Origin of the sequence: Streptomyces sp. Inha503 (assembly GCF_047215865.1) — a bacterium.
Classification (GTDB): domain Bacteria; phylum Actinomycetota; class Actinomycetes; order Streptomycetales; family Streptomycetaceae; genus Streptomyces; species Streptomyces lycopersici.
In genome coordinates this window covers 8,976,817-8,998,023 of record NZ_CP178360.1, presented here as the reverse complement: position 1 = coordinate 8,998,023, position 21,207 = coordinate 8,976,817, and the positions used below count along the sequence as shown (strand labels likewise).

Below are 21,207 nucleotides of genomic sequence, written 5' to 3'. Positions count from 1 at the left end.
CCTCGAGGTATCAGTGGAACGATCAGCCGGCGTCGGCCAGCAGGCCCAGGATATGCCGAACGGCCGCCTCGTCCCTGGCCGCCGTGAAAGGAAGGGCGTTGCCCCCGCTGATCCGGAACGGCTTGCCGCCGAGCGTGCTGTGCGCGCCGCCCGCCTCGTCGACCAGCAGCAGACCGGCGGCGTGGTCCCAGGCGTTCTCCCAGGTGAAGGCGACGGCGTCGAGCAGCCCCCGGGCCACGTTCAGATACTCGAGACCGGCCGAACCGCAGGGGCGCACCTCGGCCCCCGGCGCCCGCAGGCCCGACAGGGTGCGCTTCTCCGCGTCGGTGGTGAAGTCGAAGTGGGAGATGGCGACGTGGAGGGCCGCGCCGGGCTCCGGGGAGCCGCTGTGGATCGGCTCGCCGTTCAGCAGCGCGCCCCCGCCACGGCGGGCGATGGCCATCAGGTCGAGCGCCGGGGCGTACGTCCAGGACGCGAGGAGCTCTTCCCGGTGGGCGAGGGTGACCAGCGTCGAGAAGCCGGGGTCGCCGTGGACGAACTGCCGGGTGCCGTCGACCGGGTCGACGATCCATACGGGCGCGTCGCCGCCGAGGGCGGTGAGCACGGCCGGGTCGGCGTGCACCGCCTCCTCGCCCACCACCACGGAGCCGGGCAGCAGCTTGGTGAGGGCGTCGGTCAGATGCTCCTCGGCCAGCCGGTCGGCGGTGGTGACCAGGTCGTGCGGGCCCCGCTTCTCGACGATCTCATGGGCGGCGAGCTGCCGGAAGCGCGGCATGACCTCTTCGGCGACCGCCGCGCGGACCGCCTTCTCCACCGCGCCGAGATCATCGGCGAGAAATTCATCGATCATACGTTCATCGAATCATGTCTCCGCGACAGCGGGTGGCGCGGCGACCGCGGGGAGGTGTCATCGAGGTGAAGGGATGGATCCGCATGAAAGGCGCGGATCCGCCTTTAGACCGTCATTCCGGCGCGCATCGTCGATACGCGGGAACGGGAGCGGGGTCACGGCACGCGTTCGGCGGGCTGGCCGGGGGCCGGTTCGGGGCTGGGCTCCGCCGGGCGGCGGGCCCGGGCGCCGGTGGTGAGCAGGCCCAGCGTCACGATGGCGAGCCCGCACCCGGCCATGATCGCCCAACCCAGATGGCTGGCCCCGGGGAACCCGGAGCTGAAGGGGCCGTGCACCCGGGCGGTGGAGACCGAGCCGAGGACGGCGACGCCGAGCGCCGCCCCCACCTGGCGGCCGGTGGAGGTGACCGCGGCGGCCACCCCCGCCTGGGAGCGCGGCATCCCGGAGACGGCCGAGTAGGTCAGCGGGGCGTCGAGCATGCCGAAGCCGATGCCGAACGCCACATAGGCGATGACGAGGTACCAGATCGGGGTGTCCGCCCGCACCTGGGTCAGCAGCAGTCCGCACGCCGCCGTACCGGCACCGGCGATCACCATCGGGATACGCGGGCCGCGGGCGCCGACGATACGGCCCGCGAGCGGTGAGGAGACCAGGGTCATGGCCGCCATCGGCAGTGTGAGCAGCCCGGTGTGCAGCGGGGAGAATTCCTTGACGTCCTGGAGGTACAGGGCGTTGAGGAAGAGGAACCCGGCGAGCGCGGCGAAGCCGCAGACCGCCGAGGCGATGGCGCCGCTGAAGGAGGGGCTGCGGAAGAAGCGGACGTCCAGCAGCGGCTCGGCGCGGCGGAGTTCATAGCGGATGAGGGAGACGGCGGCGGCCACGGCGACCGTGAAGCAGCCGACGATCGGCGCCGAGTCCCAGCCCTTGACCGGGCCCTCGATGATGCCGAACGTGAGCGTCGCCAGCGCCACGATCACCAGCAGCTGCCCCACCGGATCGAGCCTGCGCGGCCGCGGGGCCTTGGACTCGGGGACGAACAGCGCGGTGAGGACCAGGGCGAGGGCGGCGACCGGGAGGTTGACCCAGAAGACGGCCTGCCAGCCGGTGGAGTCCACCAGCGCACCGCCGACGACGGGCCCCAGCGCGATGCTCACACCCGCCACCGCGCCCCACATGCCGATCGCCCTGGCCCGCTCCCTCAGGTCGGTGAAGGTGTTGGCGATGATCGAGACCGCGACCGGGTTGAGCATGGCGCCGCCCATGGCCTGCACCATCCGGAAGGCGATCAGCGAACCGGTGTCGGAGGCCAGCCCGCACAGCAGCGATCCCAGGCTGAACAGCAGCAGCCCGGTCTGGAACGTTCTGCGCCTGCCGAATCGGTCGGCCATGGAGCCGGAGAGCATCAACAGGCTGGCGAGCACCACGGTGTAGGCGTCCACCGTCCACTGGAGCCCCGAGGGCGTGGCGTCCAGATCCTCCTGGATGGACGGCAGGGCGAGGTTCACGATGGTGGTGTCGAGGCCCACCATGAACAGGCTGATGCAGCAGATCCCCAGGATCAGCCACTTTCTCGTGGCGCCGGCCATGGTTCGCCTCCCGATCGGGGCGGGTCGTGCCCCCGGCGCACGGGCCGTCGCGACCTCCGCATCGCACGGCGCGCCCGCCGGGGGTGTCCTCGCCTGGTTCCGGACTATGCCTTACGGCCTACGCCTTGCGGCCGGTGATCACGACGGTGTCCGCGCCGAGGGGCACCCGTCCGGTGGGCTCGATGCCCACCGCGCGGAACCACTCCTCGTACTCGGCGCCCGTGTAGACCATGCCCTCGCCGGAGGCGATGGTGTGGAAGTACGCGGACAGCAGCGCCGCCCGCTCCGGTCCGGTGCCGTCGTCGTCCTGGCGCGGGGTGACCACGTAGACCGCGCCGCCGGGAGGGAGGGCGCGGGCGGCCTTGGCGAGGAGTTCCCGGACCCGCTCGGGGGACCAGATCTCCAGGAAGTGCGCGAAGAGCACCCCGTCGCAGCCGGTCGGGAACTCGTCGTGGAAGGCGTCGAGGCTCACCGCCCGCACCCGGTCGGCCAGCCCCAGCTTCTCGATCTTCTCGTTGGCGGCCGCCGCGATGGAGGGCAGATCGCCGATGGTGATGCGCAGTTCCGGCCGGCGGGCGGCGAAGTTGGCGGCGTTGATGGCCGTTCCGCCGCCGATGTCCAGGAGGTGGGTGCACTCGGAGAGGTCGAGCTTCTCTCCCAGTTCGGCGCCCACGAGCCTGCTCACCGAGGACATCATGGTGTGGAATGTGGCTTCCAGTTCGGGATTTTCGGCGAGCCGCCCGTAGAGGGTGGACGCCGTTCCCGGAATCTCACGCCGCAGACCGACGTTGGTGTCTTCCTTGAGGGATTCACAGAACCAGGACATCGCCCGGTAGATACCGTCTTGTTCCCAGGGAATGTTGGAGGCGGGCGCCTCGTCGAAGTTGGCGGTCAGCGGCTTCGAGAGAGGGGTGGTGTGGTAGCCGTCGCCCTTCTTGTCCAAAAGCCCGAATACCGTACAGCCGAGAAGGAGGATACGGGTGGGCTGCTCCTTGAGGCCCAGCCGGGTGGCTATCTCATCCACGGCCAGGCCGGGTTCCTTCTCCACGAGCGCGAAGAGCCCTAACTGGAATGCCGCGCTCAGGAACTGAAACCGATAGTGGGCCTTGTAGAGCCCCCGGAGCTCCACATCTATCGGTACCTCGGTTTGTGTCATGCCCAACCCTTCTGTGACAAGGAGTCGTTCGGCCGACCGGACATCAGAGCACAAAAACCGAGGTGATTGTAACCATGTTCGAAGGTTTTCGGGGGTCCGCTTTTTGTTCTCCGCGGCCGCCCGCCGATAGCCGACGAGCGGCCGGGAAAACGGAATTGACCCGTCCTTGGGAAAAGGGGCCATGCTTTGCCGGTGCGCGGCTGAGCCGGGGAGGCGATCAGCCGCTGAGTGCGGGGATGACGCGCTCGCCGTACGCGTCGAGCGTGCGCTCCTTCGCGTCATGCATCGCGTAGACCGCGAACTGGCCGACCCCCAGCTCGCGCAGCCGCTCCAGCTTCTCGATATGCGCCTCGGCCGGGCCGAGCAGACAGAACCGGTCCACGATCTCGTCGGGCACGAACGCCGTGTCCGGGTTGCCGGCCCGGCCGTGGTGGGCGTAGTCGTACCCCTGCCGCTCCTTGATGTACGCGGTCAGGGACTCGGGCACGGCGCCGGAGTGCTCCCCGTAGCGGGAGACCAGGTCGGCCACGTGGTTGCCGACCATGCCGCCGAACCAGCGGCACTGCTCACGGGCGTGGTCCAGATCGTCCCCGACATACGCGGGGGCGGCGACGCAGATGGTGACCGCGTCCGGATCGCGCCCGGCCCCGGCGGCGGCGGAGCGCACCGCCTTGACCATCCACTCCGTCAGGAACGGGTCGGCGAGCTGGAGGATGAAGCCGTCGGCCTTCCGCCCGGCCAGCGCGAGCGCCTTGGGGCCGTACGCCGCCATCCACACCGGCAGCCTGCTGTCCTCGATCCAGGGGATCCGCATCCGGCTGCCGTCCACGACGGCCTCCCGGCCCTCCGCCAGATCGCGGATGGCGTCGATGGCGTCCTCGAGGCGGGCGAGGGTGTTGGGCCTGCGCCCCGCCACCCGCAGCGCGGAGTCGCCACGGCCGATCCCGCAGACCGTGCGGTTGCCGTACATCTCGTTGAGCGTGGCGAAGGTGGAGGCGGTCACCTCCCAGGTGCGGGTGCCGGGGTTGGTGACCATGGGGCCGACGATCAGCCGCTCGGTCCGGGCCAGGATCTGGCTGTAGATGACGAACGGCTCCTGCCACAGCACGGCGGAGTCGAACGTCCAGCCGTAGCCGAAGCCATTGCGCTCGGCGCGGCGCATCAGCTCGACGACGGCCGAGGCGGGTGGATCGGTCTGCAACACGAGTCCGAAGTCCATGCTCGCTCCCTGGGTCAGCTCAGGTACTGACAGGTGTCGCGGATGAGGAACTGGCCGTGCCCGGCACGTCCGGTGTACTCCCGCCGGTCGATGACGGGCAGACCGCGCGAGAGCACGGTCTCGACCTGCCCGGTGATCTGCTTGCCCTCGTACGCCGAGTAGTCGACGTTCATGTGGTGGGTCTCGGCGGACAGGGTCTGCTGGGCCCCCGGGTCGTAGACGACGATGTCGGCGTCGGACCCGGGCGCGATGGTGCCCTTGCGCGGGTAGAGGCCGAACATCCTGGCCGGGGTGGCGCAGGCGATCTCGATCCAGCGGCGGCGGGAGATATGGCCGTCCACCACGGCCTGGTGGAGCAGGTCCATCCGGTGCTCCACGCCCGGCATACCGTTGGGGATCTTGGAGAAGTCGCCCCGGCCCAGCTCCTTCTGCCCGGTGAAGCAGAACGGGCAGTGGTCGGTGGAGACCACCTGGAGGTCGTTGCTCCGCAGCCCCCGCCACAGCGCGGCCTGGTGCAGGGCGGGCCGCAGCGGGGTGGAGCAGACGTACTTGGCGCCCTCGAAGTCCGGTTCGGCGAGGTTGTCCGTGGACAGGAACAGATACTGCGGACAGGTCTCGCCGAAGACCGGAAGCCCCAGGTCACGGGCGTGGGTCAGCTCCGCGACGGCCTCCTCGGCCGATACGTGGACCACATACAGCGGGGCGCCGGCCACCCGGGCGAGCTGGATGGCGCGATGGGTCGCCTCCGACTCCAGCAGCGCCTTGCGGACCTCACCGTGGTAGCGGGGGTCGGTCCTGCCCTCGGCCAGGGCCTGCTCCACCAGAACGTCGATGGCGATGCCGTTCTCGGCGTGCATCATGATCAGCCCGCCGTTGCCGGAGGCGCGCTGCATGGCCCGCAGGATCTGGCCGTCGTCGCTGTAGAAGACCCCCGGATAGGCCATGAACAGCTTGAAGCTGCTCACGCCCTCCCCCACCAGGAGATCCATCTCCTTGAGGGTGCTCTCGTTCACATCGGAGAGGATCATGTGGAAGCCGTAGTCGATGGCGCAGTTGCCGCGCGCCTTGAGATGCCAGGCGTCCAGCCCCTCGCGCAGGGCGTGGCCCACCGTCTGGACGGCGAAGTCCACGATGGTGGTGGTGCCGCCCCAGGCCGCCGCCCGGGTGCCGGTCTCGAAGGTGTCGGAGGCGAACGTGCCGCCGAACGGCATCTCCATATGGGTGTGCCCGTCGACCCCGCCCGGGATGACGTACTTGCCGGTGGCGTCGATCGTACGGTCGGCGGTCCAGCCCTGGGCCCATTCGCTGCCGGGCGCGGCGAGGGCGGCGACCTTGCCGTCCTCGATCAGCACATCGGCCGGGGTCTCCTCGGCGGCGGTGACGACCAGCCCGCCGCGGATCACGGTACGGGACATCAGTTCGCGCTCCTTCCGGACCGGGTGGTCTCCAGGGCGGACTTGAGGGCTGCTTCGAGGATCTCCGCGCCCTCCTCGGCCTCGGCGACGGTGAGGCTGAGCGGCGGGGCGATCCGCAGCACGCTGCTGTTGTGCCCGCCGCCCTTGCCGATGAGCAGTCCGCCCTCCCGGGCGGCCTCCAGCACGGCGGACGCGCCCTCGGGCGACGGTTCACCGGTGCCCGGGTCCACCAGCTCGACGCCGATCATCAGCCCCCGGCCGCGGACCTCGCGCACACCGTCCAGACCGGCGCAGGCGGCGCGCAGCCGCTCGATCAGCAGTCCGCCGACCCTGCGGGCGTTGCCCTGGAGATCGTGTTCGACCAGATGGTTGAGGTTGGCCAGACCGGCGGCCATGGTGATGGGGCTGCCGCCGAAGGTGGAGATGGAGTTGGCGCCCAGGCAGTTCATGACGTCGGCGCGGGCGACGACACCGCCGATCGACATGCCGTTGCCGATGCCCTTGGCGAAGGTGAGGATGTCGGGCGGCCCGGAGCCGTCGTGCGCCTGCCAGCCCCAGAAGTGGTCGCCGGTGCGGCCCCAGCCGGTCTGCACCTCATCGGTGATCCACAGGATGCCGTGCCGGTCGAGCACCTCGCGGAAGGCGGCGAACAGCCCGTCGGGCGGGGAGGTGAAGCCGCCCACGCCCTGGATCGGCTCGGCGATCAGCGCGGCGACATTGCCGTGCGCCTGGCCGAGCACGTCTTCCAGGTCGGCCACGCACGCCTTGATGAACTCGCCGTCGGACAGCCCGGCGAACGGCCCCCGGGTGCGCACCCCACCGTGTACGTACAGCGTCTGCAACGGGGAGAGGCTGGTCGGCGACCAGCCGCGGTTGCCGGTGATGCCGACGGCCGAGAAGGAGCGGCCGTGGTAGCTGTTGCGCATCGCCAGGATCTGGTTGGAGCGGCGGTGGACCGTGGCGAGCAGCAGGGCCGTGTCATTGGCCTCGGTGCCGGAGGTGGTGAAGAAGACCCGCGCGTCCGGGATGCCGGACAGCGCGGCGACCCGCTCGGCCAGGTCGACCATGGGCCGGTCGAGGTAGAGCGTGGAGGTGTGCAGGATCCGGCCGGCCTGCTCGCTGATCGCCTTGGTGACCTCGGGGAGGGCATGGGCGGTCATCGTGGTGAGGATGCCGCCGAAGAAGTCGAGGTAGCGGTTGCCCTCGGCGTCCCAGACATGGCGTCCCTCGCCGTGGGTGATCTCGATGGGGCGCTGGTAGTAGACGGCGAGCCAGTCGGGGAGTACGGCCTGGTGGCGGGCGTGGAGGGTGGCGTGGGGGCCGCCCTTGACGTCGTTGAGGTCGTTGTTGTCGCTGCTCATGCTGCTCATGGCTGCACCAGCCCCTCGTAGGCGTCGGGCCGCCGGTCGCGGTAGAACGCCCACTGCTGGCGTACCTCGTCGATCAGGCCGAAGTCGAGGTCGCGGACGACCAGCTCCTCCTTCCTGTCACTGGCCACACCGCCGACGAACTGGCCGCGCGGATCGACGAAGTAGCTGGTGCCGTAGAAGTCGTTGTCGCCGTACTCCTCGGTGCCGACGCGGTTGATCGCGGCGATGAAGTACTCGTTGGCGACGGCCGCGGCGGGCTGCTCCAGCTGCCAGAGGTAGGCCGACAGGCCACGGGAGGTGGCCGAGGGGTTGTAGACCAGCTGCGCCCCGGCGAGGCCGAGCTCGCGCCAGCCCTCCGGGAAGTGGCGGTCGTAGCAGATGTACACCCCGACCTTGCCGACGGCGGTGTCGAACACCGGCCAGCCCACGTTCCCCGGCTTGAAGTAGTACTTCTCCCAGAACCCCTTGACCTGGGGGATGTGGTGCTTGCGGTACTTGCCGAGGTAGCTGCCGTCCGCGTCGATCACGGCGGCGGTGTTGTAGTAGAAGCCGGACTGCTCGAGCTCGAAGACGGGGACGACGATCACCATCCCGGTCTCCCGGGCCAGCTCCCGCATCCGCCCCACGGTCGGCCCGTCCGGCACCGCCTCCGCCCACCGGTAGTGTTCCGCGTCCTGCACCTGGCAGAAGTACGGCGCGTTGAACACCTCCTGGAAGCCGATCACCTTGGCGCCCTGAGCGGCCGCCTGCCGGGCGTAATCCTCATGCTTCGCGATCATCGATTCGGTATCGCCGGTCCAGGTGGCCTGGACGAGGGCGGCACGTACGAGGTTGGCCATGATGAGCTCCTCAACCTGTGTCTACGCACGTAGAATCCGGGCTGTGAAGAACGTAAGAGCGCACTGACCACTCTGGCAATACCGCCGCCGTTACTCAACGAAGACGATCACGTTTCGTGTTTTGTCGGGTCTGGGTGCAGGCGGGATGAGCTTCTCGGCGCGGTCGGGTGCGGGTTTCGTCTCGCGCCTTCGGCGCATTTGAGCAGCGGGGCAGCGGGGTGGGGGGCGCGCGCCGCGTCGCCGGGCGCCGGGTCGATGGGTGTGGCCGCCGGTGGCGGCACCCGCACCCGGGGGCTGGGGACGGCGCCGGACTGACGGCCCCTCCGGGTACCCCTCGAAAAAACGCTTGATCTGAAGCAACTAATTTGTCAAACGTTTTCGGGAGGGGTACCCCAACCCCTCCCGCTGTCCGGCGTCACCCCCAGCCCTCGGCTGGGGTAGCCGCCACCGGCGCCGGCGCCCACCGGCCCGGCACCCGGCGACGGCGCCGCGCCCCCCACCCCCGCCGCCGCTGCTCAAACGCGCCGAAGGCGCGAGACGAAACCCGCACCCGACCGAGCCGACCAACCCAACCCCACCCCCGCACCCAACCCCACCCCCGCAGCCACGTCAGGCGAGGCCGGGAACACCCGGCAGGCGCGCGGCGCGCAGGGCGTGGGCCAGGTCGTGGTGAGCGCTGGAGGAGACCTCGGCGGCCACATCGAGCAGCAGGGGCACCAACGTGGCGGGATCCTCGGCCGCCGCCTGCGCCGCGTCCTCCGGCGTACGGGCCCGTACGAGCGCTTCCAGCAGGAACGCGGCCCTGCTCGGGGCGCCCGCCGCGAGGAGCGCCTTCACGGTGTTGGCCACCTCGGGGACGGGGCGCGAGACGCTCTGCCGCAGCAGCCCCTCGCCGTCGGCCTCGCGGTCCGCCGCGACCAGCGCCTCGGCGGCCGCGGCAAGCTGTGCGGGCGGCAGACACGCCGTCTCCCACAGCAGCGTGGACACATCGGCCCCGAGTCCGGCCCGCTCCAGTTCCTCCGCGAGCACCGGCAGCCGGGGGGCGGGCCAGACGGCGGCCTCGTACAGCACGACATGGGCCTCGCCGGAGCGGCCTTCCGCCCGGAGCCGACCCAGCCGCGCGACCGCCTCCTGAGCGGCACGCCGCGCCGCCGCGCGCTCCGCCGCCTCGCGGGCAAGCCGCCGCCCGTCGTCCGCAACCCTGTCCCGCTTACGGCGCTTGCCACCGTCCTCGCCCTCATACGCCCCCGCGAACCGCGCCCCACGCGGGGTCGCACGGGCCTCGGCGCCGCTCTCCGCCGAGGGATGCGCGGGCGGGGCCACTGTCGGCACCACCGCGGCACCCTCATCCCCCGCCCCGGCAAACCGCGCCCCGCGAGGCCGGGGAGCCGCGTCCGCCTCCTCCACTCCCGCGAACCGCGCCCCGCGCGGCCGGGGTCGCACGGGGGCAGGAGTGTGCTGGCCGGGGCCAGGGCCGGGGGACGCCGCCGAAGGCTGGGCGGGCTCGTCGCCCCCGGCGACTGCCGATTTGCTGCCGGGCCCGGCCGACGCCCCGTCGCTCGCAGCCTGCCCAAGCGACGCGACGCCGGGCCCGGTGGCCACCTCCGCACCACCGCCCTCCCACACGCCATGCCCAAGCGACGCGGCGCCAGGCCCGGTGGCCACCTCCGCGCCGCCACCCTCCCGCGCGGCGTGCCCGAGGGGCGCGGCGCCAGGACTGGTGGCCGCCCCTGCCGTGCCGCTGCCCTCCCCTTCGTACGCCCCCGGGACGGTCCCCGCCATCCCCTGCGGATGCACTCCCCGGCCGGCCCCGCCCGTCGCGGGCGCGGGCGCACCCGTGAGCGGGTTCGGTGGCGTGGGCCCCGCCGTCGTGGCCTGCGCGGGACGGGACACACCCGGAAGCGCGGCCAGGCGGGCGTGGAGTTCTTCCGCGCGGGCGGTGGCGCGCTGGTAGTCGTCGTGGGCCCAGGCCAGGTCCGCGGCCAGGCGGTGCCGGGCGGCCGGGTCCTCGGCGGTGGACAGGGCCGACCGGAGATCGGCGGCGCGTCGGGCGGCGCCGTGGCGTTGGCGGAGCATGCCGTCCAGGCGGTCCTGAAGGCCCTCGCGGCGGCCGGGCCCCGCGTCGTGGGCCGCGACCGAGGCGCGGTAGAGGGTCGCCGCGCGGGACGCCGCCTCCTGGGCGGCACCGGGGCCGTGCTGGGCGGAGAGGTCCTGGAGCAGGGACTGGACGAGGTCCCACGGCGGCACCTCGAGACCGTCGAGACAGGCCCGCAGCCCGTCCGGGTCGCGCAGGGCGAAGACGCCGTACCAGCCCGCCCCCGCGTCCAGCCGTCTCGTCAGCCCCCGCAGATACGTCGCGAACTCCTCGACCTCGGCCGGGAGTTGCCCGCTCGCCATGGCCACCCTCCCCCTCGGACGATGGACGATGCACAACCCGAGGCAACGCATTTGACACCCTGCGTGTTACGGGGCCGGTTACGGCCGTGCTACGGGCGCTTTTCCGGCTCCGCACACGACAGTCAAACTTGCAAGTTTGGCTGTCGATTTCCTATGCTTCAGCCATGGTCCCGCATGATCAAACGCACCTCGCGGCCGACCCACGGCCGGAGGAGCTCCTCGCCGTCGACCTCGCCGGCGTCGTCACCCAGCTGATGCGCCGTATGCGGGCGGCTTCGTCGCAGGGGGCGCTCACCCCCTCCCAGCGCGCCGTGCTCAGCCGGCTCTACAACGAAGGGCCGACCACCACCGCCGCGCTGGCCCGCGCCGAGCTGGTCCGGCCGCAGTCGATGCGCATGATCCTGGCGGCGCTGGAGGAGCAGGAGCTGGTGGAGCGGGCCCCGCACCCCACCGACGGGCGGCAGGTGGTCTTCTCGAGCACCGAGCGGGGGCGGCAGGCGATCACCTCCGTACGGCAGGCCAAGCAGAGCTGGCTGCTGGAAGCGATCGACACCCGTCTCGACGCCGATGAGCGCCGCACCCTCGCCGAGGCCACCGACCTGCTCAAGCGACTGGTCCAGGAATGACCGACACGGCGGGAAAGCCCGCCATACCGGCGGCCGGAACGGCGGACGAGGGCCGCACCCCCGCCGATCCCTTCGGCCCCCGGCTGATGGCCCCGCTGCTCATCGGCTCGGTCCTCAACCCCGTCAACTCCACGATGATCGCCACCGGCCTGGTGGCCATCGGCCATGACTTCGGGGTCGGGGCCGCCCGGACGGCCTGGCTGGTGGCCTCCCTCTACCTCGCCAGCGCCGTGGCGCAGCCCGCGATGGGGCGGCTCGCGGATCTGCTCGGTCCGCGCAGGATCTTCCTCTCCGGGCTGCTCGTGGTGTGCGCCGCCGGGCTGGTGGGCGCGCTGGCGCCCGCGTTCGGCTGGCTGATCGCCTCGCGGGTGCTGCTCGGCATCGGTACGTCCGCGGCGTACCCGGCGGCGATGGCGCTGCTGCGCGCCCAGTCCTTCGCCACCGGCCGGGAGACGCCGCGTCCCGTGCTCGGCCGGCTCTCGCTCGCCGCGCTCGGCAGCGCGGCGGTCGGTCCGGTGCTGGGCGGGGTGCTCACCGCGACGGCCGGATGGCGGGCGATCTTCGCCGTCAATGTGCCGCTGGCGCTCATCGGCATCGCGCTCGCGCTGCTCTGGCTGCCCAAGACCCGTATCACGGGCACGGAGGACGGCGCGGGCTCCGGGGAACGGACGGCGGACGCGGCCGGGGAACGGACGGCGGACGCGGCCGGGGAACGGGCGGCGGGTGCAGACGGGGACCGGACAGCGGGCGCGGCCGGGGAACGGGCGGCGGGCGCGGCCGGGGAACGGGCGGCCGGCGCGGCGTTCGATCCGCTCGGGATCGCGCTGTTCACCGCCACCCTCACCACCCTCATGATCTTCCTGATGGACCTGGCGCGGCCCAACTGGGCGCTGCTGCCCGCCGTCCTGGTACTCGCGGCCGTCCTGACCTGGTGGCAGCTGCGCCGCCCCCGCCCCTTCATCGATCTGCGGATGATCGGCCGCAACCGCTCCCTCGCCCTCACCTACCTCCGGCACGGCACGGCGTACCTGGTCATCTACATGGTCATGTACGGATACGCGCAGTGGCTGGAGGAGGGGCACGGCTACTCCGCCTCCCGCGCGGGCCTGATCATGCTCCCCATGTCGGGCGCGGCCGCCGTGTGCTCCCTGCTCGGCGCCCGTACGAAGGGCATCTACGCACCGCTCGTCCTCGCGGCCGTCCTGCTCGCCGCCGGGAGCGGGGTGCTGCTGCTCGCCGACGAGTCCACCCCGCTGGTCGCGCTGCTGCTGGCCGCGGTCCTCTTCGGGCTGCCGCAGGGGCTGTCCTCGACCGGCAACCAGGCCGCCGTCTACACCCAGGCCCCGGCGACGAGCGTCGGCGCGGCGGCCGGGCTCCAGCGCACCTCGCAATACCTGGGCGCGATCACCGCCGCCGGGCTGATCGGGCTCTTCTACGGGCAGCGGGCGACCGCCGCCGGGCTGCACGGCATCGCCATGGTGGCGGGTGCGCTCAGCCTCGGGGTGCTGGTGCTCACCGCCACCGACCGGGCCCTGCGCGGCCGCGCCCGTACCCGCACCTGACCACCTTCCGTTCCCCCATACGCCCCGCGGACCCACCCCAGGAGGCACCGTGCCCGCCACCACGCTCGACCCGAACACCGCCCTGGTCCTCGTCGACCTCCAGAAGGGCATCACCGGACTGCCCACCGTCCACCCCACCGCCGAGGTCGTCGAGCGCGGCGCCCGGCTGGCCGCCGCCTTCCGCAAGCGCGGGCTGCCCGTCGTCCTGGTCCGGGTGGTGGCCGGGGCCCCGGGCCGCACCGAGGCGCAGCGGGGCGGGGGCGGCGGGGAGTTCCCGGCCGACTTCGCCGACCTCGCGCCGGAACTGGGCCGGGAGGACGGCGACATCGTGGTCACCAAGCACACCTGGGGCGCCTTCCACGGCACCGACCTCGATCTCCAGCTGCGCCGCCGCGGGGTGACGCAGGTGGTGCTCGGTGGCATCGCCACCAGCATCGGGGTGGAGTCCACGGCCCGCGCGGCGTACGCGCACGGGTATCACGTGACCCTCGCGACCGACGCCATGACCGACATGGACGCCGAGGCACACCGCAACAGCGTCGAGAAGATCTTCCCCCGGCTCGGGGAGACGGACTCCACGGACGCGTTGATCAGCCTGCTGGGCTGATGAACGGCCGGTAGACAGAGGTACGGCGGGCTCCGGAACCGGAACCCGCCGCACTTGGTCAGAGGTCAGCGCTCAGCGTTCAGCGGTCAGCGCTTCGGACTCACCACCATCGCCGAGCCGCCGCCCCGCCGTTCCGTCTCGGCAGCCGCCAGCCACCGTCCGCCGGACAGCCGCTGCACCCCGGTGGCCGCCCCGATCTCGGGGTTCTGCTTGAAGGAGTGGCCGAGCGCCTCGAGCTTGGCGCGCTCCGGACCGTTCCACAGCCCCGGTTCCAGCTCCGTCTGGGCGGCGTTGCGCTGGCTGGCGCGCGGTGCGGCGATCGCGTCGACCAGCGGCATGCCCCGGTCGAGATGGTTCAGCAGGGTCTGGAGCACGGTGGTGATGATGGTCGCCCCGCCCGGGGAGCCCAGCGCCAGCACCGGCTTGTGGCCGTCCAGCACGATCGTCGGCGACATGGACGAGCGCGGCCGCTTCCCCGGGCCCGGCAGGTTCGGGTCGTGGACGGCGGGGTCGGCGGGCGCGAAGGAGAAGTCGGTCAGCTCGTTGTTGAGCAGGAAGCCACGGCCGGGGACGGTGATTCCGCTGCCGCCGGTCTGCTCGATGGTGAGGGTGTAGGCCACGACGTTGCCCCACTTGTCCGCGACCGTGAGATGCGTGGTGTTCTCGCCCTCGTACGTGGTCGGGGCGGCGTGACCCCGGGTGTCGCAGGAGCCCGGCCCGGACGGGTTGTTCGGGTCACCGGGCGGTACGGGGCTCTTGAGCACCGCGTCGTCCTTGATCAGGCAGGCCCGGGAGTCGGCGAACCGCTGTGAGGTGAGCCCCTTGGTGGGGACGTCCTCGGCGGCGGGGTCGCCGACCCAGCGGCCCCGGTCGGCGAAGGCTATCCGGCTGGCCTCGATATAGCGGTGCAGATAGTCGACGTCGCTGAGTTTGGAGAGGTCGGTCTTCTCCAGGATGTTGAGCGCCTCGGCGACGCTCGTGCCGCCGGAGGACGAGGGCGCCATGCCGTACACGTCCAGCCCGCGGTAGTCGGTCCTGGTCGGGGCCTGCCGCTTCGTTCCGTAGGACCGCAGATCCTCGTCGGTCAGATCGCCCGCGCGCACGACGCGCTGCGACTTCGGGTCGACGGGCGGCTTGCGCACGGTGTCGACGATGTCGCGGCCAAGCTCGCCCTTGTAGATGGCGCCGACGCCCTTCTCGGCCAGCAGCGCGTACGTACGGGCGAGGTCGGGGTTGCGGAAGGTCGAGCCGACCGCCGGGGGCTCGCCGCCGGGCAGGAAGAGCTTGGCGGTGGCCGGGAAGTCCTTGAAGCGGGCCTGGTTGTCGGCGGTCTGCTGACGGAAGGTGGAGTCGACGGTGAACCCGTCGCGGGCCAGTCGCTCGGCGGGCCCCAGCACCTGCCCCAGCGAACGGGTGCCCCAGTCCTCCAGGGCGTCGTTCCAGGTGGCGGGGGTGCCGGGGGTGCCGACGCTCAGCCCGCTGGTGACGGCGTCGGCGAACGGCAGCGGTTTGCCGTCCTTGTCGAGGAAGAGCTTCTGGTCCGCGCTGCGGGGCGCGGTCTCACGGCCGTCGAGCGTATAGACCTTGTGCCGCTTGGCGTTGTAGTAGACGAAGTATCCGCCGCCGCCGACACCCGCCGAGTACGGCTCGGTGACCCCGAGCGCGGCGGCGGTCGCCACCGCCGCGTCCACCGCGTTGCCGCCGTGCCGCAGTACGTCGATCCCGGCCGCCGAGGCGTCGGGGTCCACGCTGGAGACCGCGCCCCCGTAGCCGACGGCCACGGGCGTCTTGGCCGGAGCGCCCTTGTCGGCGCTCTCGTGCCCGGCGGCACCGGCCGGGGCGACGCCCAGCACCGCGACCATTCCGGCGGCGGCCGCGAGCGCGGGCAGCCGGCGCCGGACGGCCGCCGCGGCGGATGCGGCGGACCCGGCGGGCGCGGCGGATGCGGCGGACCCGGCGGGCGCGGCGGATGCGGCGGACCCGGCGGTGGTTGACCTGGTTGACGATGCGGCTGGTCGTGCGGCGTGCCCCATCCGTGACCTCCAAGCGAAACGACAGGGGCCGGAGCCTACCCGCGAGCCACGCACCCCCAACAGGGGTGCATCGGTCCCCCATCCGTTCATGTGTCCGTTTCGGTGTTCGTTCATCCGTACGCTCGAACGTGTACCCGGTCGGCCGCTACGATGCGCGGCCATGACAGACACCCTTCAGGACCTGATCGCCTCCGCGGCCGCCCTGATCGTGGGCCTGGCCGTCGGCTGGGCCGTGCACTCCGCGTTCGCGCGCCGCAAGCGCGCCCGCGAGCAGCGCTTCTTCGGTCTGCCGGACGGTTCGGAGTGTGTGATGGTCACCCACCGGGACAGCACCTCGGCCCACTGGAGCATCCCCCGCCATGACGCGCTGGCGCTGCTGGGGCTGGCGTCGGTCGTGGAGAACTGCGGGGCGCACGCCGAGGTGGCCCCGCATGACACGGGGCTACAGGGCTTCGGGGCGCGCACCGAGTTCTGCGTCGGCGATCCGACCGCGCACCGCAGGCTCGCCGCCCATATGGCCAATCTGCTGCCGGGCGTCACCGTGCACGCGGGGGACGACTCCGGTACGGACCGGGGAATGTTCACCATCGCCGGTACCCACTACCGCCCGGACCCGGGCGCGGTCGAGCATGTGCTGCTGGCCCGGCTGACGGCGGGCGACGACAGCCGCCCGGTCTTCATCGCCGCCGGTCAGCGCCCGGTCACCCATCGAGCCGCCATCCGCCACCTCGTCCGCAACCGCGCCCGGCTGGCCCGGAAGTACGGCGCGCAGGGCTCCTTCTGCCTGCTGCTGAAGGTGGTCAACTCGCAGGCGTACGGCCCGGATCTGGTCGAGGTGGTCGCGGATGTGACCAAGCCCGCGACCACCTCGGTCGGGCCCCGCGCCGCCGCGAAGGCGGCGGCGAAGGACGACTGAGCCAACCAGAACGGCTGAGGCAACCAGAACGACTCAGCCGGCAAGGACGGCTGAGTCAGCCGCGGACCCGGGCGAACAGCCGCGCCCCGCACATCAGGCACAGCGCCGCCAGGGCCAGGGTGACGGCCGCACCGACGGCGACCGTGGTGTTGGCGTAGTGCCCCAGGAACACCTGGCGCACCGCGTCGACCGTGTAGCGGAACGGCACGGCGCGCGAGGCGCCCGCGAGCCATCCGGGTGCCAGGGTCATCGGCAGCAGCAGCCCGGAGAGCAGCATCAGCGGCATGCCCGCCGTATTGGCGATGGCGGCGAACTCCGGGGGCGTACGGACGTTCATGGCCAGCCCGTAGGAGAGCGCGGAAAGGGCCGCCGCGAGCACGGCCACGAACAGCAGCCCGAGCAGCACGCCGAGGAGCGGCGCGCGCAGCCCGAAGGCCAGACCGAGCAGCACCAGCAGGACGGACTGGGCCACCAACTGGACGACATCGCGCAGGGTACGGCCGAGCAGCAGCGCCAGCGGGCTGACCGGAGTGACCCGCATCCGGTCCAGGACACCGAGGTTACGGTCCATCAGCAGACCGAGCCCGACGTAAGACCCGCCGAGCAGGGCGAGCTGGACGAGCACACCGGGGACCAGTGTCTGCCAGGACGATCCGCTGACGCCCATGTCGAGTTCGGTCAGCAGCGGGCCGAAAAGGGCGAGGAAGAGCAGCGGTTGGAGCATTCCGAAGAACAGATTGGTCTTCGAGCGAAGCGTTGAGCGCAGGGAGCGGCCGAAGACGATGCCGGTGTGGGCGAGAAGAGTCATAGGAGGCCCTTGAGTGGGGTGGGTCGGGGGTTTCTGGATGCTGAACAGCCCGCCGCCGGCCACCCCTAGACGGCGAGGGGTTGCTCGGCTGTGCCCCGGCCGGTGATGGCCAGGAAGGCGTCCTGGAGACTGGCGGCCGGATCGCCCGCATAGCGGGCCTTGAGCTCGGTGGCGGTGCCCTCGGCGACGATCCGCCCGGCGTCCACGACCACGATCCGGTCGGCGAGCGCGTCGGCCTCGTCCAGGTAGTGGGTGGTGAGAAAGACCGTGGTGCCGTGCTCGCCGCGGACACGCCGCACCAGGTCCCACAGCTCGGCCCGGCTTCCGGGGTCGAGACCGGTCGTGGGCTCGTCGAGGAAGAGCACCTCCGGCCGGTTGACCAGGCCCAGCGCGATCTCCACCCGGCGGCGCTGGCCGCCGGACAGGGCGGCGGTCGGGCGGTCCATGAGCCCCGACAGGCCGAGCTCACCGGCGAGTTCCTCGGCACGCCCGGCCGCCGCGCCCTTGGACATCAGATGCAGCCGCCCCTGGGTGACCAACTCCTCGCGTACGGAGCACCCGGGGTCCAGGCCGCCGGACTGGGCCACATAGCCGATCCGCCGGCGCACGCCCGCCGGATCGCGGAGCAGATCGCGCCCGGCGACCTCGGCGTCGCCCCCGCTGGGCGGCAACAGTGTGGTGAGCATGCGCAGGGTCGTGGTCTTACCGGCCCCATTGGGGCCCAGGAAGCCGAGGATCTCGCCGCGGCCGACGGTCAGATCGATCCCGCGGACGGCGTGCACGGGGCCGCTGCCCAGCGAGAACGTCCGGGTGAGGCCGCGAACGCGGATGACGGATGAGGACATGCCCCGATCAGAGCACAACGCACGCCAAACTTGCAATCGACTTAAAGCTTCAAGGCGAGTGCAAGTTTGCAGCGGGCTACACTTACGGCCATGAGCGAAGGACTGCGGGAGAAGCACAAGCGCCGTACGCGCCGGCGGATCGCGGACGTGGCCACCGGCCTGTTCCTGGAGCGCGGCTTCGACCGGGTCACGGTCGCCGAGGTCGCCGAGGCCGCGGAGGTGTCCGTCAACACGGTCTACAACTACTTCCCGGCCAAGGAGGACCTGGTCCTGCCGCCCGACCAGGCGTCCCCGCACCGGCTCGCCGACATCGTGCGCGAGCGCCCGCCCGGCCGGTCCGCCGCCCTGGCGGTGCTGGACCGGCTGCGCGAGGAGGTGGAGCGGCGCGACCGCTCGCTGGGGCTGACCGAGGGCTTCGGCCCGTTCTTCGCGATGATGCGGGCCGCCCCCACGCTGCTGGCCCGGCTGGAGGAGCTCGGCCACCGGATGAACGACGAACTGGCCGCCGTACTCGCCGAGGAGACCGGCGCGGCGCCGGAGGATCCGCTGCCGCGCGTGGTGGCCGCCCAGATCAGCGGCTATCACTCACTGATCTTCGGCGAGATCGGACGGCGCGTCACGGCGGGCGAGCACCCCGACGCCATCGCCAAGGCCGTGACGGAACTCCTCGACGCCATCGAGGAGATGCTCGGAGCGCCGATGCTCGACTACGCCGTACGAGAGGGACCCCCTTCCCCACCCCTTCCCGCTACCAGGGGCTCCGCCCCTGGCCCCCGGTCCCCAAGCGCCGGACGGGCTTGATTTGCGTTCGGCAGTGCCGTCCCCCGTGACGCCCAGCCCGAACGCGTCCGCACCCAGCCCCGCCCAGCGGCCGCCGCCCGGGGCGTCGACCACGTCAGCAGATGCGACCGTCGCCCCCCTGGGCCCCGGGGCCTGGGGCGGAGCCCCAGTTGCGGGAAGGGGCGGGGAGGGGGAAGCACCGATATGCGGCTCCGCCGCGTGGCCCGCAGCAGGCGTACGCGTACCGCCGGACACCTCCTGAGCGCGGGGTCCAGTGCTCGGCCCGAGGCCAAAGCCCGGCGGCCAACGGGACCTTCCGCACCAGCGGAATTGTGCGGGGCCGGACCCTGGCGGATCCGGCCCCCGGATAGCGCCCCGGGCCGGGCCGACCCCGGCAGCCGACCACGGCCCTCTATCGTTACCCATGCGTAACTTACCGCACTATTACCGCCGGTAAACACCCGAGTTACCGTCAGGTCACAAGCACCGGTGCTCCCCTGCCCCCACGGCATCCCCCACCAGGAGCCATCGTGACCCCTGCCCGAAAAGCCCTCCGCCCCACGGCCTCCGCCGCCCTCTCCGTCACCGTCATGGCCGGTGCGGCCTTCGGCCTCGCCCCCTCCACCGCCGCCGCGGCACCGGCCCCGACCGGCACCAAAGCCGCCACAGCCGCCTCCACAGCCGCCTCCTCCGGCGTCTCCATCCGCTTCGTCGACATCCCCGGCGACGGAGGCGTCAACCTCGCCGCGAACGTCGTGGCACCCGCGAACGCCGACGCCTCGCACCGCCTCCCCCTCGTCGTCCTGCCCACCAGCTGGTCACTGCCCCAGGTCGAATATCTCGCCCAGGCCAAGAAGCTCGCCGAAACCGGCTATGTGGTGCTGACCTACAACACCCGCGGCTTCTGGCAGTCCGGCGGGAAGATCGAGACGGCCGGGCCGCCCGATATCGCCGACGCGTCCAAGGTCATCGACTGGGCGCTCGCCAACACCCCCACCGACCCCGACCACATCGGCATGGCCGGGCTCTCCTACGGCGCCGGGATCAGCCTGCTCGCGGCCGGTGCCGACCCCCGGATCAAGGCCGTGGTGGCCATGAGCGGCTGGACGGACCTGGTCGGCTCGATCTACAGCGGCCGTACCCAGCACGCCCAGGCCGCCGGGCTGCTCGCCGGGGCCGGGGCGCTGACCGGCCGGCCCAGCGAGGAGTTCCAGCAGATCCTCGACGACTTCTTCTCCTCCAACCTCGCCAAGGAGAAGGATCTGATCGCCTGGGGCAAGAAGCGCTCCGCCGCCACCTACCTCGACCGGATCAACGCCAATGGCGCGGCCATCATGCTGGGCAACTCCTGGGGCGACTCGATCTTCCCGCCCAACAGCTACGCCGACTTCTTCGAGAAGCTGACCGGCCCCAAGCGGCTGGAGCTGCGGCCAGGCGACCACGCCACCTCCGAGCTCACCGGGCTGCTCGGACTGCCCAACACCACCTGGACCCACGCCCGGCAGTGGCTCGACCGCTACCTCAAGGGCGAGCGCAACGGCATCGACAGCGAGCAGCCGGTGCAGCTGACGTCCCGTACGGCGGACGGTGACGACTACGAGGGCTACCCCAGCTGGTCGGCCGTCCCCTCCGAGCAGCGCCGCGTCCCGCTCGCCGCCACCGAGAAGGTCACCGCCAACCACGACTCCGGCGCCAACGCCGGAACCGTGCTGCTCGGCGGCGCCCTCGACCAGTTCCTGAAGCTCCCGCCGCTCGCGTCGATCCCGCTGCTGCCCCGGTCCTACGCGGCCATCTGGCAGACCGGGGCCTACGACCGCGAACAGCGCGTACGCGGCACCGTGAAGCTCCACACCACCGTGACCAGCGACCGCTCCGACGGTACGGCGGTGGCGTATCTGTACGACGTGGGCCCGCTGGGCGTCGGCAAGCTCATCACCCACGCCCCGTTCACCTTCCACGACCGCACCCCGGGCACGCCCTTCGGAGTGGACCTGGAGCTGTTCTCCACCGCGTACGACGTTCCGGCAGGTCACCGGCTGGCGCTGGTGATGGACACCGTCGACCCGCTCTACATCGAGCACAACCCCGACGGCGCCCATCTCACCTTCTCGTCCCCGGACGCCGACCCGTCCCACCTCACGATCCCGGTCCGCGACTAAAGCCACTGGAGCCACAGAAGCGACCGGGACAGCCTCCGG

Annotated in this window: 17 protein-coding genes; 6 read left to right on the top strand and 11 right to left on the bottom strand. The window is 71.9% G+C overall.

Going from position 1 to position 21,207, the window contains the following annotated elements; translation table 11 throughout:
* Positions 1–22 precede the first annotated feature (22 nt).
* The 8 genes from ACJX2R_RS38150 to ACJX2R_RS38115 all read right to left on the bottom strand — a co-directional run bounded on the left by ACJX2R_RS38150 (position 23) and on the right by ACJX2R_RS38115 (position 10,832).
* Entirely contained in the window at positions 23–850 is an 828-nt protein-coding gene (locus tag ACJX2R_RS38150; protein ID WP_413103789.1) for an inositol monophosphatase family protein, read from the bottom strand.
* A gap of 155 nt (positions 851–1,005) precedes the next feature.
* A complete protein-coding gene (locus ACJX2R_RS38145; protein WP_413103788.1) occupies positions 1,006–2,436 on the bottom strand; it encodes an MFS transporter in 1,431 nt (476 codons plus the stop codon).
* A 118-nt stretch (positions 2,437–2,554) separates the two neighbouring features.
* Complete coding sequence (locus tag ACJX2R_RS38140) at positions 2,555–3,592, bottom strand: methyltransferase (protein WP_413103787.1); 1,038 nt, start codon at positions 3,590–3,592, stop codon at positions 2,555–2,557.
* Between the two features lie 217 nt (positions 3,593–3,809).
* A complete protein-coding gene (locus tag ACJX2R_RS38135) occupies positions 3,810–4,811 on the bottom strand; it encodes a TIGR03842 family LLM class F420-dependent oxidoreductase (protein WP_413103786.1) in 1,002 nt (333 codons plus the stop codon).
* A gap of 14 nt (positions 4,812–4,825) precedes the next feature.
* On the bottom strand, positions 4,826–6,229 hold the full coding sequence (hydA, locus tag ACJX2R_RS38130; protein ID WP_413106045.1) for a dihydropyrimidinase: 1,404 nt from the start codon (positions 6,227–6,229) through the stop codon (positions 4,826–4,828).
* Complete coding sequence (locus tag ACJX2R_RS38125) at positions 6,226–7,587, bottom strand: aspartate aminotransferase family protein (protein WP_413106044.1); 1,362 nt, start codon at positions 7,585–7,587, stop codon at positions 6,226–6,228. The genes hydA and ACJX2R_RS38125 overlap by 4 nt, the downstream gene beginning before the upstream one ends.
* A 5-nt stretch (positions 7,588–7,592) precedes the next feature.
* Positions 7,593–8,435, bottom strand: coding sequence for a nitrilase-related carbon-nitrogen hydrolase (locus ACJX2R_RS38120; RefSeq protein ID WP_413103785.1), 843 nt, complete (start codon positions 8,433–8,435; stop codon positions 7,593–7,595).
* A gap of 609 nt (positions 8,436–9,044) precedes the next feature.
* Positions 9,045–10,832 (bottom strand): hypothetical protein, encoded by a 1,788-nt coding sequence (locus tag ACJX2R_RS38115; protein WP_413103784.1) that lies wholly within the window; start codon positions 10,830–10,832, stop codon positions 9,045–9,047.
* A gap of 164 nt (positions 10,833–10,996) precedes the next feature.
* Here ACJX2R_RS38115 and ACJX2R_RS38110 point away from each other — a divergent pair, with 164 nt between their 5' ends.
* The 3 genes from ACJX2R_RS38110 to ACJX2R_RS38100 are packed head-to-tail and all read left to right on the top strand — an operon-like array spanning position 10,997 to position 13,627.
* The gene (locus ACJX2R_RS38110; RefSeq protein ID WP_413103783.1) at positions 10,997–11,458 is read left to right on the top strand and encodes a MarR family winged helix-turn-helix transcriptional regulator; all 462 of its coding nucleotides are present in this window, start codon (positions 10,997–10,999) and stop codon (positions 11,456–11,458) included.
* A complete protein-coding gene (locus tag ACJX2R_RS38105; protein ID WP_413103782.1) occupies positions 11,455–13,020 on the top strand; it encodes an MFS transporter in 1,566 nt (521 codons plus the stop codon). The genes ACJX2R_RS38110 and ACJX2R_RS38105 overlap by 4 nt, the downstream gene beginning before the upstream one ends.
* 49 nt (positions 13,021–13,069) lie before the next feature.
* A complete protein-coding gene (locus ACJX2R_RS38100; RefSeq protein WP_413103781.1) occupies positions 13,070–13,627 on the top strand; it encodes an isochorismatase family protein in 558 nt (185 codons plus the stop codon).
* An 86-nt stretch (positions 13,628–13,713) separates the two neighbouring features.
* On the opposite strand, the gene ggt is transcribed toward ACJX2R_RS38100, so the two are convergent.
* On the bottom strand, positions 13,714–15,660 hold the full coding sequence (gene ggt / locus ACJX2R_RS38095; RefSeq protein WP_413103780.1) for a gamma-glutamyltransferase: 1,947 nt from the start codon (positions 15,658–15,660) through the stop codon (positions 13,714–13,716).
* 160 nt (positions 15,661–15,820) lie between these two features.
* Here ggt and ACJX2R_RS38090 point away from each other — a divergent pair, with 160 nt between their 5' ends.
* A complete protein-coding gene (locus ACJX2R_RS38090; RefSeq protein WP_262705352.1) occupies positions 15,821–16,576 on the top strand; it encodes a hypothetical protein in 756 nt (251 codons plus the stop codon).
* A gap of 55 nt (positions 16,577–16,631) precedes the next feature.
* On the opposite strand, the gene ACJX2R_RS38085 is transcribed toward ACJX2R_RS38090, so the two are convergent.
* Entirely contained in the window at positions 16,632–17,384 is a 753-nt protein-coding gene (locus tag ACJX2R_RS38085) for an ABC transporter permease (RefSeq protein WP_413103779.1), read from the bottom strand.
* Positions 17,385–17,449: 65 nt separating this feature from the next.
* Entirely contained in the window at positions 17,450–18,229 is a 780-nt protein-coding gene (locus ACJX2R_RS38080) for an ABC transporter ATP-binding protein (RefSeq protein WP_413103778.1), read from the bottom strand.
* A 90-nt stretch (positions 18,230–18,319) separates the two neighbouring features.
* Here ACJX2R_RS38080 and ACJX2R_RS38075 point away from each other — a divergent pair, with 90 nt between their 5' ends.
* Both ACJX2R_RS38075 and ACJX2R_RS38070 read left to right on the top strand, forming a co-directional pair.
* The gene (locus ACJX2R_RS38075) at positions 18,320–19,030 is read left to right on the top strand and encodes a TetR/AcrR family transcriptional regulator (protein WP_413103777.1); all 711 of its coding nucleotides are present in this window, start codon (positions 18,320–18,322) and stop codon (positions 19,028–19,030) included.
* Between the two features lie 509 nt (positions 19,031–19,539).
* Positions 19,540–21,168 carry a CocE/NonD family hydrolase gene (locus ACJX2R_RS38070; protein WP_413103776.1) on the top strand — a complete coding sequence of 543 codons (1,629 nt, stop codon included), beginning with the start codon at positions 19,540–19,542 and terminating at the stop codon, positions 21,166–21,168.
* Positions 21,169–21,207: the final 39 nt, after the last annotated feature.

What these genes read in the sequence shown, in the direction of transcription:
- ACJX2R_RS38150 (WP_413103789.1), bottom strand. Translation starts at nt 850, where the DNA reads ATGATCGATGAATTTCTCGCCGATGATCTCGGCGCGGTGGAGAAGGCG.
- ACJX2R_RS38145 (WP_413103788.1), bottom strand. Translation starts at nt 2,436, where the DNA reads ATGGCCGGCGCCACGAGAAAGTGGCTGATCCTGGGGATCTGCTGCATC.
- ACJX2R_RS38140 (WP_413103787.1), bottom strand. Translation starts at nt 3,592, where the DNA reads ATGACACAAACCGAGGTACCGATAGATGTGGAGCTCCGGGGGCTCTAC.
- ACJX2R_RS38135 (WP_413103786.1), bottom strand. Translation starts at nt 4,811, where the DNA reads ATGGACTTCGGACTCGTGTTGCAGACCGATCCACCCGCCTCGGCCGTC.
- ACJX2R_RS38125 (WP_413106044.1), bottom strand. Translation starts at nt 7,587, where the DNA reads ATGAGCAGCGACAACAACGACCTCAACGACGTCAAGGGCGGCCCCCAC.
- ACJX2R_RS38120 (WP_413103785.1), bottom strand. Translation starts at nt 8,435, where the DNA reads ATGGCCAACCTCGTACGTGCCGCCCTCGTCCAGGCCACCTGGACCGGC.
- ACJX2R_RS38115 (WP_413103784.1), bottom strand. Translation starts at nt 10,832, where the DNA reads ATGGCGAGCGGGCAACTCCCGGCCGAGGTCGAGGAGTTCGCGACGTAT.
- ACJX2R_RS38110 (WP_413103783.1), top strand. Translation starts at nt 10,997, where the DNA reads ATGGTCCCGCATGATCAAACGCACCTCGCGGCCGACCCACGGCCGGAG.
- ACJX2R_RS38105 (WP_413103782.1), top strand. Translation starts at nt 11,455, where the DNA reads ATGACCGACACGGCGGGAAAGCCCGCCATACCGGCGGCCGGAACGGCG.
- ggt (WP_413103780.1), bottom strand. Translation starts at nt 15,660, where the DNA reads ATGGGGCACGCCGCACGACCAGCCGCATCGTCAACCAGGTCAACCACC.
- ACJX2R_RS38090 (WP_262705352.1), top strand. Translation starts at nt 15,821, where the DNA reads ATGACAGACACCCTTCAGGACCTGATCGCCTCCGCGGCCGCCCTGATC.
- ACJX2R_RS38085 (WP_413103779.1), bottom strand. Translation starts at nt 17,384, where the DNA reads ATGACTCTTCTCGCCCACACCGGCATCGTCTTCGGCCGCTCCCTGCGC.
- ACJX2R_RS38080 (WP_413103778.1), bottom strand. Translation starts at nt 18,229, where the DNA reads ATGTCCTCATCCGTCATCCGCGTTCGCGGCCTCACCCGGACGTTCTCG.
- ACJX2R_RS38075 (WP_413103777.1), top strand. Translation starts at nt 18,320, where the DNA reads ATGAGCGAAGGACTGCGGGAGAAGCACAAGCGCCGTACGCGCCGGCGG.